14 protein-coding genes are annotated in these 17,622 nt (G+C 28.1%); 3 read left to right on the top strand and 11 right to left on the bottom strand.

The window, feature by feature from the left end; genetic code table 11:
- Positions 1 to 12 precede the first annotated feature (12 nt).
- Genes VJI77_RS01455 through VJI77_RS01465 form a run of 3 tightly spaced genes read right to left on the bottom strand, consistent with a single transcriptional unit; the run spans position 13 to position 3,046 of the window.
- A complete protein-coding gene (locus VJI77_RS01455) occupies positions 13 to 1,050 on the bottom strand; it encodes a dihydrolipoamide acetyltransferase (RefSeq protein WP_323987967.1) in 1,038 nt (345 codons plus the stop codon).
- A 9-nt stretch (positions 1,051 to 1,059) separates the two neighbouring features.
- Entirely contained in the window at positions 1,060 to 2,049 is a 990-nt protein-coding gene (locus VJI77_RS01460) for an alpha-ketoacid dehydrogenase subunit beta (protein ID WP_323987968.1), read from the bottom strand.
- 22 nt (positions 2,050 to 2,071) lie between these two features.
- Complete coding sequence (locus tag VJI77_RS01465; protein ID WP_323987969.1) at positions 2,072 to 3,046, bottom strand: thiamine pyrophosphate-dependent dehydrogenase E1 component subunit alpha; 975 nt, start codon at positions 3,044 to 3,046, stop codon at positions 2,072 to 2,074.
- Positions 3,047 to 3,279: 233 nt separating this feature from the next.
- Between VJI77_RS01465 and VJI77_RS01470 the strand changes: the two genes are divergently transcribed.
- Positions 3,280 to 4,722: an ABC transporter substrate-binding protein gene (locus VJI77_RS01470; RefSeq protein WP_323987970.1), complete on the top strand. Its 1,443-nt coding sequence runs from the start codon at positions 3,280 to 3,282 to the stop codon at positions 4,720 to 4,722.
- Between the two features lie 80 nt (positions 4,723 to 4,802).
- Positions 4,803 to 5,804, top strand: coding sequence for an asparaginase (locus tag VJI77_RS01475; RefSeq protein WP_323987971.1), 1,002 nt, complete (start codon positions 4,803 to 4,805; stop codon positions 5,802 to 5,804).
- A 106-nt stretch (positions 5,805 to 5,910) separates the two neighbouring features.
- On the opposite strand, the gene VJI77_RS01480 is transcribed toward VJI77_RS01475, so the two are convergent.
- From VJI77_RS01480 to VJI77_RS01505, 6 genes are all read right to left on the bottom strand, one after another.
- Positions 5,911 to 7,254, bottom strand: a complete 1,344-nt coding sequence (locus tag VJI77_RS01480; RefSeq protein ID WP_293438800.1) for a sodium-dependent transporter — start codon at positions 7,252 to 7,254, stop codon at positions 5,911 to 5,913.
- Between the two features lie 84 nt (positions 7,255 to 7,338).
- A complete protein-coding gene (locus tag VJI77_RS01485; RefSeq protein WP_323987972.1) occupies positions 7,339 to 8,634 on the bottom strand; it encodes a glycine/betaine/sarcosine/D-proline family reductase selenoprotein B in 1,296 nt (431 codons plus the stop codon).
- 14 nt (positions 8,635 to 8,648) lie between these two features.
- Positions 8,649 to 9,935 (bottom strand): glycine/sarcosine/betaine reductase component B subunit, encoded by a 1,287-nt coding sequence (locus tag VJI77_RS01490; RefSeq protein ID WP_293438796.1) that lies wholly within the window; start codon positions 9,933 to 9,935, stop codon positions 8,649 to 8,651.
- A 14-nt stretch (positions 9,936 to 9,949) separates the two neighbouring features.
- Complete coding sequence (locus tag VJI77_RS01495; protein ID WP_323987973.1) at positions 9,950 to 10,327, bottom strand: GrdX family protein; 378 nt, start codon at positions 10,325 to 10,327, stop codon at positions 9,950 to 9,952.
- A 429-nt stretch (positions 10,328 to 10,756) separates the two neighbouring features.
- Positions 10,757 to 11,398: a GntR family transcriptional regulator gene (locus tag VJI77_RS01500; RefSeq protein WP_323987974.1), complete on the bottom strand. Its 642-nt coding sequence runs from the start codon at positions 11,396 to 11,398 to the stop codon at positions 10,757 to 10,759.
- Between the two features lie 9 nt (positions 11,399 to 11,407).
- Positions 11,408 to 12,625, bottom strand: coding sequence for a hypothetical protein (locus tag VJI77_RS01505; RefSeq protein WP_323987975.1), 1,218 nt, complete (start codon positions 12,623 to 12,625; stop codon positions 11,408 to 11,410).
- A 131-nt stretch (positions 12,626 to 12,756) separates the two neighbouring features.
- Here VJI77_RS01505 and VJI77_RS01510 point away from each other — a divergent pair, with 131 nt between their 5' ends.
- Complete coding sequence (locus VJI77_RS01510) at positions 12,757 to 13,146, top strand: zinc ribbon domain-containing protein (protein WP_323987976.1); 390 nt, start codon at positions 12,757 to 12,759, stop codon at positions 13,144 to 13,146.
- A gap of 76 nt (positions 13,147 to 13,222) precedes the next feature.
- Here the strand turns inward: VJI77_RS01510 and VJI77_RS01515 are convergent, their stop codons facing one another.
- The gene (locus tag VJI77_RS01515) at positions 13,223 to 15,553 is read right to left on the bottom strand and encodes a hypothetical protein (protein ID WP_323987977.1); all 2,331 of its coding nucleotides are present in this window, start codon (positions 15,551 to 15,553) and stop codon (positions 13,223 to 13,225) included.
- A 14-nt stretch (positions 15,554 to 15,567) separates the two neighbouring features.
- Positions 15,568 to 17,622: an efflux RND transporter permease subunit gene (locus VJI77_RS01520; RefSeq protein WP_323987978.1), complete on the bottom strand. Its 2,055-nt coding sequence runs from the start codon at positions 17,620 to 17,622 to the stop codon at positions 15,568 to 15,570.

The raw sequence follows: 17,622 nt of genomic DNA on the forward strand, positions 1-17,622 counted from the left end.
TTTCTCCTCACATTAAACTAAAATCGAAATAGGATTTTCTAAATAATTTTTCAAAGTATTTAAAAACTTCGCTGCTTCCATTCCATCAACAACCCTATGATCAACAGTAATTGATAATTTCATAATAGGTTTTACAGTTATTTCTCCATTTACAACAACTGGCTTATCAACAGTTGCACTTACACCTAAAATAGCACTATTAGGTTGATTTATAATAGGAGCAAAAGAATCAATTCCAAACATTCCTAAATTACTAATTGTAAATGTACTGTCTTCTAATTCTTCTGACTCTAATTTCATTTCAACAGCTTTTTTAGTTAAATCTTTTAATGAAATCATAAGTTCTCTTAAATTCATTTTCTCAGCATTTTTAACAACAGGAGTTAAAAGTCCACTTTCAAGACCCACAGCCATAGCAAGATTTACATATTTATGAAGTAAAATTTTAGTTCCATCTGCTGATAAACTACAATTTACATATGGATGTTTCATTAAACTCTTAACAGTTGCTAAAGAAATTATATCTGTAATAGTAAGTTTATATCCTGTTTCATCAATTAATTGTTGCATAATATTAGCTCTTAAGTTTTTAACTTCAGTCATATCAACTTCTATATTTGCTACAAAAACTGGTGCTGTGAAATAACTTTCACTCATTCTCTTGGCAACAGTTCTTCTCATCATTGACATTGGAACTTCTTCAACTTCACCATATGATTTTTTAACTTCTTGAGTTTCAACTTGTTGTTCTTCAACTGCTTTTTCTGTGGAAATTACATCTTTATTTGTTAGAAATTCTAAAACATCTTCCTTTAAAATCTTACCATTAACTCCTGTTCCAATTACATTATTTAAATCAATACCTTCAACTTCTGCAATTTTTTTCGCAAGAGAAGAAACTTTAATAATTCCAAAATTTTTAAAATTTAAAACATCTTCTTTTTGAATTCTTCCCTTTGGACCTGTTCCTTTTAGCAATGATAAGTCGATATTACTTTGCTTAGATAAAAATCTTGCAGCAGGTGTTGCTCTTAATTTTATATCAGACATAATTTCCTCCTATCTATTAACTGCTTTTCTAATTGTATTTTTGATATCTTCAACACTTGGTACAATTACTGCTTCTAAGTTTTTAGCAGAAGGTATATTTGTGTCGGCTCCAGCAAGTCTATAAATTGGTGCATCTAAATAATCAAAAGCATCGCTTTCAGCAATTCTAGCTGAAATTTCTCCACCAAATCCACCTGTTTTAAATGAATCATGGCAAAGAACAAGTCTTCCTGTTTTCTTAACAGATTCAACTATCAAGTCTTCATCTAAAGGTACTAATGTTATTGGGTCAACAACCTCTACACTGATTCCTTCAGCTTTCAATTCTTCGGCAGCTTGTAATGCTCTTTCTAACATTCTTCCCCAAGAAACTAAAGTTACATCTTTGCCTTCAACTTTAACTTCTCCTTTTCCAATTTCAACGATTTCTCCAACCTTTACTTCGCCTTTTCTTCCAAAAAGGGCTTTAGATTCAATGAAAATTACTGGATTATTATCTCTTATTGATGCTTTTAATATTCCATAAGCATCGTTCACTGTTCCAGGAGCAACAACTTTTAATCCCGGAATATGACAGAACCATGATTCAAGAGCCTTGCAGTGTTGAGCAGCGGCTCCAGTACCAGATCCAGATGCACAACGATAAACAACTGGAACACTTACTTCTCCACCTAACATATATCTCATTGGAGCAGCTTCATTTACTATAGCATCCATTGCTATTGTAACAAAATCCATAAAAGTTAAATCAACGATAGGGCGCATTCCAACAGACGCTGCACCTGCGGCAGCTCCTGCTATAGCAGCTTCACTTATAGGACAATCTCTAACTCTTTCTTCTCCAAATTCTTCAAGCATTCCGACAGTAGTTCCGAAATCTCCTCCGAAAATACCAACATCTTCTCCCATTAAAAATACATTTTCATCTCTACGCATTTCTTCGGACATTGCTTCTTTTATTGCTTCACGCAAAGTCATAATCTTTATTTCACTAGTCATAATCTTCTCCTATTAAATAATATTAAGCATAATTGTCAGTACAAGCATCTTTTTCATCTGCTAAAGGTGACTCCTTAGCAAAAGTTATTGCATCAGCGATTACTTTCTTTACACTTTCTTCCATTTCATCAAGTTCACTTTCAGTCGCAATTTTATTTTCAACCAAATATTTTTTAAATGCAACATTAGGATCTTTTTCTTTCCATTCGTCAACTTCTTTTTTATCTCTATATTTTCCTGCATCTGAAGCAGAGTGACCAAACCATCTATAGCTTTTCGCTTCAACCAAAACAGGTCCATTACCTTTCCTAGCGTAATCAAGTGCTTCACTCATAGCATCATAAACATCTAAAACATTATTACCATCTTCAACATAAATTGATTTCACTTTATAAGCCTCTGCTCTATCAACAACTCTTTCAACAGTCATTGATCTTTGTTGAGACATTGAAATACCATATTTATTATTTATTACATAAAATATTAAAGGTAATTTCCATATTGATGCCATATTTAAACATTCATGAAAACTTCCTTCATTTGTAGCACTTTCACCCATACAACAAACAACAACATTTCCTGTCTTTTTCATCTTTTGAGCAAGAGCAGCACCTGTACTTAAACCATGTCCACCGCCAACAATACCATTACATCCCATATTGTTTACTTCCAAATTGTAAAGATGCATACTGCCCCCACGACCTTTACATTGACCAGTAGATTTCCCCAAAATTTCTGCCATCATTTTATTTATATCAATACCTTTTGTAATTGTTTGACCATGTCCTCTATGATTTGAATACATTAAATCTTCTTTTCTCATGGGATAAATAGCACCTACATTCGCAGCTTCTTCTCCAACAGAATAATGTGTCATTCCATGAATAAAACCTCTTGAATATAATTTACTAAGTTCCATATCAAAATGTCTTATAAGTAACATTTTGTCATACATTTCCAAAAGTTCTTTTTTTGTTAATTTTTTTGAACTACTCACAATAAACCTCCAAAATTAAATATCAAAATTATTATTTTGTATTATGTATTTACCTCATATTAATAAGATATATCAAAACTTATTTAATTTTTTAACAATAAATTTTTAGAAATTTAATAATTGTGATTTAAATCACTATAACTTTTATTTTTTTATTACTTTTTTGTAATTATTTTATTTTTTATATAATTATGATAAAATATATCTATTAGAAAAATTTTAAGGAGAATATTATGAAGAAATTTTCAAAAATATTTTTAATATTAATAGCATTTATTCTAGTGTCCTGCTCAAATAACAAAAAAGAAAAACAAAATGATAATTCTAAAACTTCAAATACAGAAATAGTAACTGCTATTAAAAAACAAGATTATAATTTTAATCCCAAATTATCAAATAGTTTAAATAATGACTCAGTCGTATCTCAACTTTTTGAAGGACTTACTGAATATTCATCACATGGAAAAGTTGCTTTAAATCAAGCTGAGAGTATTGAAAAAAGTCAAGATTTTAAAAAATGGACAATTACTCTTAGAGAAAATTTAAAATGGTCAGACGGATCAAATATTACAGCTGAAGATTATGTACAATCTTGGATTAGTATTCTAAATAAAGAAAATAATAATCCTAATGCTTTTAAACTATTTTTTATTAAAGATGCAAAAAAATTATATGATGGAAAAATAAAATCAAATGAATTTAAAGGAATTACGATTACAGATAAAAATACCATAGAAGTCAATATGGAATATCCTGTTAAAAACTTTGATGAAATTCTTTCAAATGTATTTATGTTCCCTACTAAAAAAGATAGTAAGATTGACAAAGAAAATCTTATTACTAATAGTGCTTTTAAATTAAAAAGCTACACAGATGAAGAAATAATTTTAGAACAAAATGAAAATTATTGGGATAATGTAAATACAAAGATTAAAAAAGTAACTTTGAAATTAGTAGAAAATGAGATATTAGCTTATCAACTTTTCGACTTAAAACAAATTGACTTTTTCGGCCTTCCATTTTATGAAATCCCTTATGAAAGACGTCTTGACTCAAGTAAAAAACCTGAACTTTTAAATTTCAAAACTAATATTTTTGAATTTCTAAAACTAGATACAGAAAATAAAATGTTACAAAATAACACTTTGAGAAAAAATTTGGAATCTCTAATAGATTCTAAATTTTTAGCAGAATTCATTTTGTACAACAATTCTGAACCTATATTTAAAAAAGAAAATTTAGTTTCAGATCAAATTTCTAAGTTGAAAAATGAATTTGATGAAATTTTAAAATCTTCAAATTTACAAAATGAAATTCTCACTTTAAAACATAATGGAACAAAGTTATCAGAAAGAATTTTGGCTTCATTGTCTAAGGAATGGATTGATAAATACAGAATAAAAGTAAGTATTACAGGTGATAGCAATGCATCAATTACACATTCAACATTTAATATAGGTACAACTGATGAAATGGATATTAAATACTATATAAATCATTATTTACAAAATGATGACTTTTCGAAAATGTATACTTCAATTGAAGATATTAAAAAAGATAATCTTATTTTCCCGTTATATAAACGTTCATTTTCAGTACTTGTACACAACAATATTCAAGGATTACATGTAAGTCCAAATGGTCTATTGTTGATAAAAAATTTATTAAAACAATAATCGTAATTTATATTTTAATATTTATATTTTGTGATATAATATATCTGATTAAAAAAATTATTATTTAGGGGTTTTAGGTTATGAAAAAAATTTTATTAATTTCAACAGGCGGAACAATAGCATCAATGCCAACTGATGAAGGTTTGACACCAAAAATCAATTCAAAAAAATTACTTGAATATTTAAATTTTACAAAACTAGATTTCGAAATAGATACAATAAATCTTTTAAATGTAGATTCGACAGATATGCAACCTGAACACTGGTTAAGAATAAAAGATGAAATAAAAAATAATTATAAAAAATATGACGGTTTTGTTATAACTCATGGAACAGATACCATGGCATATACTGCTTCAGCCTTATCATATTTAATACAAAATAGTCAAAAACCTATTGTTTTAACTGGTTCTCAAAAGTCAATAGATATGCATATAACGGACGCAAAAAATAATTTGTTAAATAGCCTTTTATATGCGTCAAAAAGTAGTTCAAAGGGTGTAAGTATTGTCTTTGACGGAAAAGTAATTGCTGGAACAAGAGCAAGAAAAGAAAGAACTAAAAGCTTTGACGCTTTCTCATCTGTAAACTTTCCATTCCTAGCAATTATGCAAGATGAAAAAATTTATAGATATATAAACAATGAAGATGAAAATAAAGAAGTTAAGTTTTATGACTCATTAAATACTAATGTTTTTGTATTAAAACTAATTCCTTCAATGACTGCTAAAATTCTACCTGAAATTTTCAAAAACTACGATGCAATAATAATAGAAAGTTTTGGTGTTGGCGGAATTCCAAAAACAATAGAAACAGAACTAAAGAAACTAATTTTAGAATACAATAATCAAAAGACAATAATAATGACAACTCAAGTACCACAAGAAGGTTCTGATGTTGGAGTTTACGAAGTTGGAAAGAGAATAAGCTCAATATCTTATTTAGAATCTCACAATATGACTACAGAAGCAACAGTTACAAAAATAATGTGGATTCTAGGAAATTTCAATAATGATTTTGAAACAGTAAAAAAATTATTCTATACAAAAATTAATAATGATATGATATTTAATGAAAATTAAAAAATTATAATATTACACAAAAAACTCAGGCAATCAACATGCCTGAGTTTTTTAATAAATTTTATAGGTGAGTTGTGTATTAAATTAACATATCTCCAGTTCTTATTTAAAATATACCTAAACCTGCAACAAATATAATTATTAATGCTATTGGTAATAAATAAGCTATTGGTTTGAAGAAAGATGGAACTCTAAGTCCTTTAGCTCCTACGTTAACTTCTTCTTTGAAGTTATCAAATTTCCAAACGAATAATACATAAAGTATTAATGCTATCGCACCAAGTGGCATCATTATATTTCCAGATAGATAATCTGCAAAGTCAAATAAATTCTTTCCTAGAACTTTAACTCCACTCATTATATTTAATCCAAATATTGTAAAAAGTCCAACTATAAATATTGATACTAAAGCGTAAATTGTTCCTTTAGCTCTTGATAATTTTAACATATCTGAGAATGAAGAACTTATTGGTTCTAAGTATCCTAAAGCACTTGATAATGCCGCAAAGAACATTAATAAGAAGAACATAAATCCAAATACTTGTCCAAATGGCATATTCATAAATACATTTGACATTGTTACGAATAATAAGTTAGAACCAGAATCTGGTTTTAATCCTAATGCGAATACTGCAGGGAATGTTGCAAAACCAGCAATTAAAGCTGCTAATGTATCAAATCCAACTACCATTAATCCGTCTTCAGGAATATTAGAATCTTTCTTTAGGTAAGAACCATATACGAAAGCTCCACCACTAGCTATACCAACTGAGAAGAAACATTGTCCTAATGCAGTAAGAAATGTTTGAGGAGTTACTTTTGAGAAGTCAACATTTAAATACCATTTAATACCTTCTCCAGCTCCTGGTAATGTTACGGATCTTATAACTACTATAATTAACATAATAAATAATGCTGGCATCATAAACTTACAAGCTTTTTCAAGACCTGAATTTAAGTTTTTAGCAGCTATGACTCCTATTATTACTGTACAAACAAATGTCCAGAATAATAACTGAGTTGGGCTAGCCATCAAATCATTGAAGTTAGCTGTAAATTGTTCTGCAGTAAATCCTTTCATAGATCCTGTAATCATCTTAACAATATAAGCCATTATCCAACCCATGATGTTAATATAGTAAGTTAAAATGAAAAATGCACTTAAAACTCCAAGCCAACCAAAACTTACCCAAGGGCTACCTTTTTTAGTTAGTTTTCTCATACCAACGATCGGACTTGACATTGCTTTTCTACCTAAGGCAACTTCCATATAAAATAGAGGAACACCTATTAATACACAAATAGCTAAGTAAATTAATACGAATGCTCCACCACCATTTGTTCCTACTAAGTAAGGAAATCTCCAAACGTTTCCAAGGCCTATTGAAAATCCGGCGGCAGCCATAATGTAACCAAACCTACTATTCCAATTACTTCTGTTTTCTTCCATAAATTTATCCTCCTATAATTTTAGAGTAACACTCCACTTACAGAATAGTCTGTAAGTGGAATGTATTTTATAACAAATTTTTCTTTAGAAAAATGTTGCTTCTTCTATAGTTGTTGCTAAAGAGTCAACCGCTCTTTCAACTAAATCTCTTCTAACTGCATATTCTTTATCTTTTTCTAAACTTGCATCCCCTACAGGATAAGGAATTGCAACTGTAGGCACGATTCTATTTGCTCCTACAGATTTTGAAATAGTAACAATTGTAGCCATATGAACAATTGGAATACCATATCTTTCGATTTCTTTTACTATCGTTGCACCGCAACGTGTACAAGTACCTCAAGTAGAAGTTAGTATAACACCGTCAACTCCGGCTTCTTTCAATTCTTTACCAATTTCTACACCAAATTTAATAGAATTTCCAACTGCTGTGCCTGTTCCAGTAGTAGTATAGAAATATTTATAAACTTCTCCAATTTTTCCTTCTTTTTCCATCTCTTTAAGAATATCAACTGGAGCTACTCTATCAGGCTTTTCATTTGCATAAACAGGGTCATAACCACCATGTATTGTACAATAATCTTTTCCCAATTCGTTTAAAGCAGAAATATCATATTTACCCCACTTTTGTGCAGATGCTGATTGAATTTTGTCAGGATTTCCTAATGGAACAATACCACCACTTGTAACAACTGCAATAACAGCTTTTGATAAGTCTGCAATGGCTTTTGCAGGTTCTACTTTGTCAAATACTGGCATTGGAAGTTCTGTTTCAAATTCTTCTCCTCTTAATCTCTTCATCAACATATCAGTTGCTCTTGCAGCACCAATTTTTTCAGATAAAACAGTTAGTCTCTTACCTTGAGCAAAATATCCATCTACTAAAGGTTTAACAACTTCACCATTTAATAATTTTAAAGTTAATTTTCCCATTACTGGAAGTGCTTTACCCATTGAACTAGCAACATTTCCTGTTGGAACTACATAAGCGATTGACTTACAAGCGTCAAGTCCTGGGTTTTCTTCATACATTCCTGTAACAACTGGGATATTGTAATTTTCTGTTACAAATTTTGCAACTCCAGCACAAGCCATACCATATCTACCAGCATTAAATGCAGGTCCTGCTACAACAATGTCAGGATTAACTTTATCCATTACTTCTTTTATAAATTTTAAAGATTCGTCTAAATTTTCATTAAAGAAGTTATCACCACAAATAATTGTTCCAACAACTTTTGTGTCTTGTCCTAAACTTCTTTCAAAACCCATTGCAGGTCCAACTGCTTTTTCATCAAAAGTTGGAGCTACATGAGCCATTTCTTCTCCACCAATTTGTCCAAAAAATTGGTTGATATAATATAATACTTTTTTACTCAAAACTCTCACCCCTCTTAGTATAATTCAACAGTTGCATTGTGATAACCTATTTCGGAAGTAGCTCCTATAACGGCATTCAATTCACATTCAAGAGTTCCAGTTTCAGGATTATAAGCTCCATCCCAGCCACCAGCTAAATTAGCAATAGCTTCTGAATCTCCTAATACTTTATCAGCTTTTTCTAAATGAACAACATGACTTACATTACCTGTTGAAATAACAGCAACTGATTCTTTTGATGTATCTGTTAATGGTTGGCTCATTCCATCCCAGCCTGAACATTCGTCTGTAACAAGAACAGTTTTAATACCTTGTTTTTCAAGTCTTGTACAAATCATTACTAAGTCTGAATCAGGATTTCCGTAACCTTCTTCACTTACTATTACACCATTAGCTCCAAGTAGTTTACAAAGTTTTGCAGTGTAATCACAACATCTGAATTTTCCAGCTAAAGTTGTAAGTTCTGGAGTTAATACAACACCAACGAAATTAATATCTTTTCCATGTCTATTGTATAAATCTAAAATACAAGCATTATTTTGATGTTGGTAAGTAGTAATCTTATCACATGCAGCAACACAGTTTCCGCTTATTACAGCTCCATCTAATTCTTCATTTGGATGAATTAATGTAGGTAAAGTTTGTCTTGTACATGTTCCATAAATATATCCATCATGAAGTAATCCTTGTGAAATTAACATTTCAACATAAACTACCTTTGGTAAATTAGGATATTTTTTGGTTTCTTCATCATTGTCACCTATGCCATACTCAACAGTTTCATCAATCTTAGCATTTCTTCCTGCTTCACCGATTAATTCACTTGCTTTAAGTCCAACAAGTCTAACAACTTCTTCATGTTCATGTGGATGTAATCCATCAACAACTTTAATATCTACAACGATATTATATGTCTTAGAAAATGGAGTCCATTTTGCTCCTTCTCCCCACATATCAATAACACCTTCTTGGAAACCTACAATGTCTCCAATTGTAACAACTGCTGCTCCATAAAGAACATTTACAACACCTTCTCCTAATTGAGCAACATCTGTTGTAACTCCTGCAAATCCTTTTGCCCCTTCAATTTTTACTCTAGGTTCAATAACGTCCTTTACAGGGATAATTCTTGCCTTTTCGCCAGGTTTTGCAAAGTCAATATCAATATCTTTAACTCCTGGTTCTTTCTTTAATTCATTAACTATTTCTTCTTTGTTAATAAATAAAGTATGATTTTCTACTTTAGTTTCTTCACCAAATGCCAAATCCTTAATGAAGATTCTGTTCATTTGAAGTTTCAAAATACCACCTCCACTTATTTTTCCAGTTTGCTAAGTGCTTTATATTCTTCCAATGCACTCTCAACTAGTGTTAAATCGACAATTTCATAATCTTTAACATTTTTGAAATCAACATTTCTATTCTTCATTGTTAAATTATATTTGTCAATTGCTTCTTCAATGATTAAAATGCTATTTTCATCAAAACCGTTACCGTCTTCAATCACAATACTTCTAATTGAAGAAAAGACCATTCTGATACTAGCTGGCAAAGGATGACTTACCAAGGAGCATCCTTTATGTATTAAATCTCTTGTAGCAATTAAAACATCAATATAATTTCCATCAACAAATTCAACACAATCAAACTTTTCTTTTACTAAAGAATTATTTGATACAATTTTTAAACTCAAATAAATCACTTCCTTTGTTAGATGTATTATAATATATTATTTTAAGTATTTCAAAAGTATTTTATATGTTTTTTTATGAATGAAAATGTTAAATAGTTAATATTTATTCATTATATATTGATTTTTAGCTATTATTGTTACTATAAAAAAAATTTATGAAAGTTTACTTTTTTATAGAAAAAAATTGCAAAAATGTAATAAATAACAAAATTTATATAATGGTAAATTTTTTATTTAATTTTTTAACAATTAAATTTATTTAAAATTAAATTTACTAAAAATTGATTAACTCCTAAATATTTTTAAAATTATTCTATAAATTAAATCAAGAATTCTACTCTTCCACAACACCTCACATCAAATGGTCCCCGAGAACCTTGTTGTTTCACAATAAAAAAAGTGATTAGTAAATCTAATCACTTCAAATTATTATAATAACGCTGATTTTATTTTTTCTACAAAATCCTCAATATGCTCTCTTGCATATTTTTCAGCCATTTCTTCATCTTTTTTTTCAAATGCTTCCACAATCTTTTTAAATGTTCTAGTAAAAATCTCCATATCACTAAAATATATATCACAATAATGCCATAATCTTTCCGTTTGACAATGTAAATCTGATAATATATCTATAAGCCAAGGATTCGCACACGATTTTGTAACAATTTTGTGAAATTCTTCATCTAGCAAAATTGCTTCTTGGTAATCTTTTGTTGTATCATATGTTTCTAAAGTTGAAACTATTTCTCTAAGTCTTTTTTTATCTTTATCAGTTAATTTTGAAACTGCAAGCTTCGTAGCAAGTGGATCTAAAACTTTTGTAACTTCAAATAGAGATTTAATATTTAAAAAGTTTAGTGTTGCAACCTGAACACCATATCTTGGAACAATATCAACTAATTTTATAGCCTCTAATTGTTGAAATACAGCTCTTATTGGTGTTCTACTTACTCCAAACTCTTCAGATAATTCAATTTCATTTAGTATTTTTCCAGGTTCATATTCTAAAGTTACAATTCTATCTTTTAAAACATTAAAAATATCCTCTTTTGTTCTCCCTACTTTATCCATAAAAAACTCCTACATTAACCCAATCATTTGATTAATTACATCTAATGATTCAGTTCCTAAAACACATATTTCATACATTTTATTTCTTCTTACATCAACAATCTGACAAGTTGTTTCCTCACAATTCATATCATTTTGATTTTGTCGTGAAACATAGCCATATTCATCATCTAAATCGTCAAATCCTAAAAAGAATTTTTTTTCGTTAATTGTATCAGAAATTAAAATTTTAAAATCTTCTGTACTTTTTTCAGATAGATACTTTTCATCTAAAACAAAGCCATCTGAACTGCTATATTCACTCAAAAATATAGCATTATCTGTTGTTAAATAACCCTTAATTTTATTGTTATATTCAAACCAGCTTGGTATCCTTAATGAAAAATCCAAATCCTTTAAAAATTTATCATAAAAATGATATCCAACTTCATATCTAACTTTTCTGTATGCAAAATTTGATGTTGAAAATTTATTAACCCCTAAGTATTTATATATTTCTCTGGAATATTTTTGCGGTAAATGGATCAGTACATTTTTTTCGATTAAGTTTTCAAACATAAACATTGCCATAGACAATCTTTCATCAAAATCATCTACTAATGTTAAATCTTTTAAATTATTCCAAACATGATAAAGTAGGTAATTTTCATCAGAATAAGGGTCTATTAATTGTTCGTTAAAAAGTAAAACTCTTTTTTTAAGTCCTTCAATATCATTTATATACAAGTTTTCAAACTCGGACAAAGTCATTACTCCCATATATGTACAAACATAATCTTCAGTAGTTATAGGAAAAGCTTTTTGATTATCCATAAATACAGATCTAATTCTAATACTATCTCTATTATTTAAAATTAATTCTACTCTATTTTTAAACCACCTATTATATAGTTCATTAAGTTTTTCAAAATTATTATATTTATAGAAACCTGTATCATCTTTTATTTCAAATTTACATCCTAAGAATGTAAATAATTCATTAACAAAATTTACAACTAGGGTATGATAGCCTGCTCCATAGTAACAAGTTTCTGTTTTCATTTCAATAAAATCATCAATTTTAAAATTCAAAGACAGATAAGGAAGAATTTCAAAATTTAAAATCATTTCACCATCAACTTCTTCTAGTGAAAAACCATAATTATCATTTTCGGCAAATTCGTCGATTTTTTCTAAAAAAACATCAATATCGTATTGAAATTTAACACTTAATCCAAAATTTTCCATAAAACACCTCTATCAACAATCAAATCATCTTTTTTATTTTATCATAAATTACAAACAATATCAAACTGTTAATATAAGTATTTTTTGTGGTATAACCAAATTAGTTTAATAATTTTTAAGGAGATGTTGTTATGAAACAGAGATTTTTAAATTTTATGAAAGATAGATATGGTTGGGATATTTTAAATAATATTATAATTTACTTTTCACTAGGATTTTCCATTATAAGTCTTTTTAAAAAAAGTAATATTTTAGCAATAACTTCATTAGTTTTTCTTTCTGTTGCTATTTTTAGAATGTTCTCAAAAAATAAAAGGAAAAGAGCAATGGAGCAACTAAAATTTTTTAATCTAATTTCTCCCATATACTCCAGACTTTTAAAATTTTCATCTAAGGATAGAAAAAATTACAAATATTTTAAATGTAAAAATTGTGGACAAGAACTCAGAATTCCAAAAGGAAAAGGAAAGATTAAAGTTATTTGTCCAAATTGTAAATATGAAGAAATAAAAAAAAGCTAGAGTAAATTTGATACACAAAAAACCCCTAAATTCATATAAAATGGATTTAGGGGTTTTTATCTTTTTATTATAACTTTTATTTTATTTTTTCTATAATTCTAGATTTTGTGTCAAAGTTATCATCTGTTCCACTGAATGAAGCATCTTGTTTTGACATAGAAAGCATTATATCTAAAATATCTTTAAATTCATTTACTTCTTTTGTTTTATTTTCTAATTCATCAATTCCCTTTTGTTTAAATTCTCCTAATTTTGAACTAAATTCTTTTTGTGATGAAGTCAGTTTATCACTACCTTCTTTTAATTGATCGGTACTTGAATCCATTTTTTTAAGTCCATCATTAAGTGAATTAATAGCATTTGAGAATGGAATAATAGCTTGTTCTTTGACTTGAGATAATGAGTTTAAAATTTGAGATTGTGTTTTAAATTCACCTAACCCATTAGCTAATTGCCCAGAACCATTCTTTAAAGAATTAGAATTTTCATCTAATTTACTCATCGCTGATTGTAACATTCCCATTGCAACTTTATTTTGATTAGTAGCTGATTTTAAACTTTCAGTTCCTGTTTTTATTTTTCCTGTTGCCCCATCTAGTTGTTCTATTGAAGATTTCAGAACTTTTAAATCATCACCTTTCATACTTTCTCCAATTTTAGAAAGACCTGCATTTAAATCTGTTGTTGATTTTTCAAGTTGAGCTTTTGATTCATTCATCTTAGTATAAACAGTTGATAAACCATCAGATAAATCAGAATTTGCTTTTAAAAGTTTATCAGAATTACTTGCAAGTTCTGACATAGCTTGTGCTAAAGTATTTAGTTTAGATAAACCAGTTTGTTTTGCTTTCAAAGTTTTTGATTCATTTAACAAGTCATTTTTTGTTTTATTTAGGATAGATATCTCAGATGTCAAACTTCCATCTTTATTTTTGTTTGATAAATCATCAATGACTTTTTGAATATTATTTGCTTTTACTTCTAAATTTTTAATATCATTTTCTAAAGAAATATTAGAATTTAAACTCTTAGTTGAATTTTCAACTTGATGTATTTTTGTATTAAATTCTTTAGTTGAATTCTTTAATTGTATAGACTTTTTAGACATTTCTTCTATAGCAGAAACAATCTTTCCATAGCTAGCTCCTAAATTACTCATTCCTTGAGATAACTGAGTTGATTTATTTAATAATTCATCTTTTTGAGAGATTAAATTGTCAATTTTTTTACTACCTTCCTTCATTTTTCCGGTAGCATTTTTTAATTTTTTTACTCCATTATCCAAATCGTTTGAACCTTTGTCAATTAAGGTTGCTCCATTTTGAATTTTTTCAACATTTTCACTTATTTTACTAACTGCACCCGTATAATTGTTAACGCCATAAAAAAGTTGTAAACTACCATTATACATTTCAGAAATATAATTTTGAATCACTCCAACTTTTGGTGCTAAAGAATCAAATTTTCCTTTAATTTTTTCCATTGAGCTAGATAATTTTTCTGTTCCTGAATATATTTGCTTTACTCCTCCTTGCAATTGACCTATACCATTATTTAATTTTTCTTGTCCTTCAGATAATTTTACTGAAGCATCAAATAATTTTTGAGAATTATCTTCTAATTGTTGTATTCCATCTTTTAAATTATCAATAGAATCTAAATTTTTCTTTTCTTGAAAGAATTCATTTGTTATAACTGAATAAATTTCAATAGGCTTATAATCCTTTATTTCCATTTCTAAAGATATTGAATCTTTAAATATTTTTAAATCTTTATCTTTATTAATGCTATCAAAATTTTGCTTTAATCCAGGAGTTAAAATTGAGGTAACAATTTGGTTTTTGCCATCTTTAATAATCTTAACGTCATCAGATTTTATATCACTCACTTTTTCATCATCAAAAACCATAGCAGTAGCAACAATATAAGGTGAATAAACTTCTTGAGTTTTCCCATTTACACTTTTAGTTTCATGTCTATTATTTTTAGAGCTTAAAACTATTTTTAAATGTCCACTTTTTCCGTCCAATTCTGAATTTGTTACTTCTTTATCATCTAAATAATACTTTACTGTCAACTCTACAGGTAAATTTTTATCAGTTTTTCCTTGATAATATATGTCTTTTTCAGATTCATTCCAATTTAAATACCCGTTTTCTTCGGTTACTGTTTTATCATTTTTTAAATTCTTAACTTCTTTTAAATCAGATTTATCTTTAACATTAATATTTTTATCAGAATTTAACCAAACTGATACTGTCTTATCTTTGACTTCATTTCCGTCTATTGTTACATAAACTGTTTCACTTTTTTTTATAGTATTTTTTTCTTCTGCAAATGAAATATTTACAATAATCATTGAAAAAACTATACCTAATGCTATAGCTTTTTGAAATTTTTTATTCATAATCTTACACTCCTTTACGCCAAATTTTTTGTTGTTTTCTTAATAAATGGAAAAGTTACACTCAACAAAGCAGGTAACAAAATTATAATTACTAACATACTTATAATCGCTCCCCTTGCTAAAAACATACATATTGTAGACACTATTTCCATTTTAGAATAAATTCCAACTCCAATAGTAGCTGCCATAAATGATAATGCACTTGTTACTATTGATTTAGATGTTTCTTTTACAGAAATTCTTAATGAATTATTTATATCTTTTGTCTTACTATACTCATGTAAAAATCTATCAGTCATTAAAATAGAATAATCTATAGTTGATCCCAATTGAATTACTCCAATTATTATTGAAGTAATAAATGGTATTGTTTGTCCTATAAAGTAAGGGATTGCCATATTAATTTGAATAGCTAATTCAATTGCTAATATTAAAATAATTGGTATTCCTATAGACTTAAATGCAATAGCTATAATAATAAAAACAATTACTATTGAAGCAATATTAACCATTTTAAAGTCTTTTTCAGAAACTTCTGTTAAATCATCTGTCAATACAGCTTCTCCTGTTAAGTATCCCTTATCATCATATTTAGATATAATATTTCTAATTTCTTTAATTTGCTCATTAACTTCAGGTGATGCAGTTTGATATTCTGAGTTTATCATTATCATTTGATAGCCATTCTTCACAAAATTATCTCTTAATTTATCAGGCAAAAACTCAGCAGGTAAAGTAACTCCCGTTACAGAATGTGTACTCAATACACTATTAATTCCATCTACTTTTTCTAATTCATCAATCATAGAAGTTAAACTAGAATTTGATAAATCTTCCTTAACAATTATAAAATGAGTACTTGCCATATTATAGTCTTTTTTCATTTTATTTAATGAAACAATAGAATCTAAATCTTTTGGCAAAGATCTATCCAAATTATAATATAGTTTAGTATTATTTGATCCGATAATCGCTGGAATAAAAAGTAAAAGAAAAACTATTGCTAATATTTTTCTTTTGTTAATATCAAAATCTGCCAACTTATTAAATGACGGCAATAAAACTTTGTGATTATATCTATTTACTGCTTTTTCAGCAATTAATAGCATTGGTGGAAGGACAATCACAGTACATAACAATCCAATTAGAACACCCTTAGCCATTACAAGACCAATATCTTTTCCCAGTGTTAATCTCATTAAAATCAAAACTAAAAATCCTGCAATAGTAGTAAGAGATGACGAGCACAAAGAAGTAAATGTGTTTTCTATCGCTCTTTCCATAGCTTCATTTCTACTATTTCTTCTTTTCTTTTCTTCAACATATCTATGATATAGGAAAATAGAATAGTCCATAGTTACAGCCAATTGAAGAACAGCAGCTATTGCTTTAGTTAGGTACGAAATCTGGCCTAAGAATATATTAGTTCCAAAATTATAAATTACAGCATATCCTATTGTTAACATAAATACAAAAGGAATAACTGTAGATTCATTAGTAATACTCAATATAATTAAGCCTAAAACAATTGCTAATCCTACATATATTATAGTTTCCTTGTCTATCAAATCTTTTGTATCTTTAACTATTGAACTTACCCCACTTAGATATTTTTTATTGGATTTAATATTTCTTATACTTTCAATAGCATTCATGGTTTTAAATGAAGATGATGATTCATTAAATTTTACCATCATCAATGTACTATCTTTTGAATAAAAAATATTTTTAATTTTATCTGGTAAAAAATCACTGGGAACAGAATCACCTATTATTGACGTTCTAGAAATAACATCTTCAACACCATCTATTTTCAATATTTCCTTTTTTAAATCTTCGGCTTCTTTATCACTACCATCCAAAATTACCATTCCTGTTGCAGCGTTTTTAAAATCTTTGTCTAGAATATCTTGACCTTGTGTTGAATTTAAATCTGCTGGCAAATATGAAAGTATATCATAATTTACACCAGTATTTTTATAACTAATTATTGAAGGAATCAATAACAAAGTCATAACAAGTAATACAAGTCTTGGATGATGTGAAATAAATTTTGCAAATTTTCTCAT

This window comes from Parvimonas sp. D2 (genome assembly GCF_035282635.1).
Classification (GTDB): domain Bacteria; phylum Bacillota; class Clostridia; order Tissierellales; family Peptoniphilaceae; genus Parvimonas.

Excerpts from the sequence above, each read along its gene's own strand:
- VJI77_RS01505 (WP_323987975.1), bottom strand. The coding sequence starts at position 12,625 with ATGGAAAATTTTGGATTAAGTGTTAAATTTCAATACGATATTGATGTT.
- VJI77_RS01515 (WP_323987977.1), bottom strand. The coding sequence starts at position 15,553 with ATGAATAAAAAATTTCAAAAAGCTATAGCATTAGGTATAGTTTTTTCA.
- VJI77_RS01520 (WP_323987978.1), bottom strand. The coding sequence starts at position 17,622 with ATGAGAAAATTTGCAAAATTTATTTCACATCATCCAAGACTTGTATTA.
- VJI77_RS01475 (WP_323987971.1), top strand. The coding sequence starts at position 4,803 with ATGAAAAAAATTTTATTAATTTCAACAGGCGGAACAATAGCATCAATG.
- VJI77_RS01510 (WP_323987976.1), top strand. The coding sequence starts at position 12,757 with ATGAAACAGAGATTTTTAAATTTTATGAAAGATAGATATGGTTGGGAT.
- VJI77_RS01460 (WP_323987968.1), bottom strand. The coding sequence starts at position 2,049 with ATGACTAGTGAAATAAAGATTATGACTTTGCGTGAAGCAATAAAAGAA.
- VJI77_RS01455 (WP_323987967.1), bottom strand. The coding sequence starts at position 1,050 with ATGTCTGATATAAAATTAAGAGCAACACCTGCTGCAAGATTTTTATCT.
- VJI77_RS01480 (WP_293438800.1), bottom strand. The coding sequence starts at position 7,254 with ATGGAAGAAAACAGAAGTAATTGGAATAGTAGGTTTGGTTACATTATG.
- VJI77_RS01470 (WP_323987970.1), top strand. The coding sequence starts at position 3,280 with ATGAAGAAATTTTCAAAAATATTTTTAATATTAATAGCATTTATTCTA.
- VJI77_RS01500 (WP_323987974.1), bottom strand. The coding sequence starts at position 11,398 with ATGGATAAAGTAGGGAGAACAAAAGAGGATATTTTTAATGTTTTAAAA.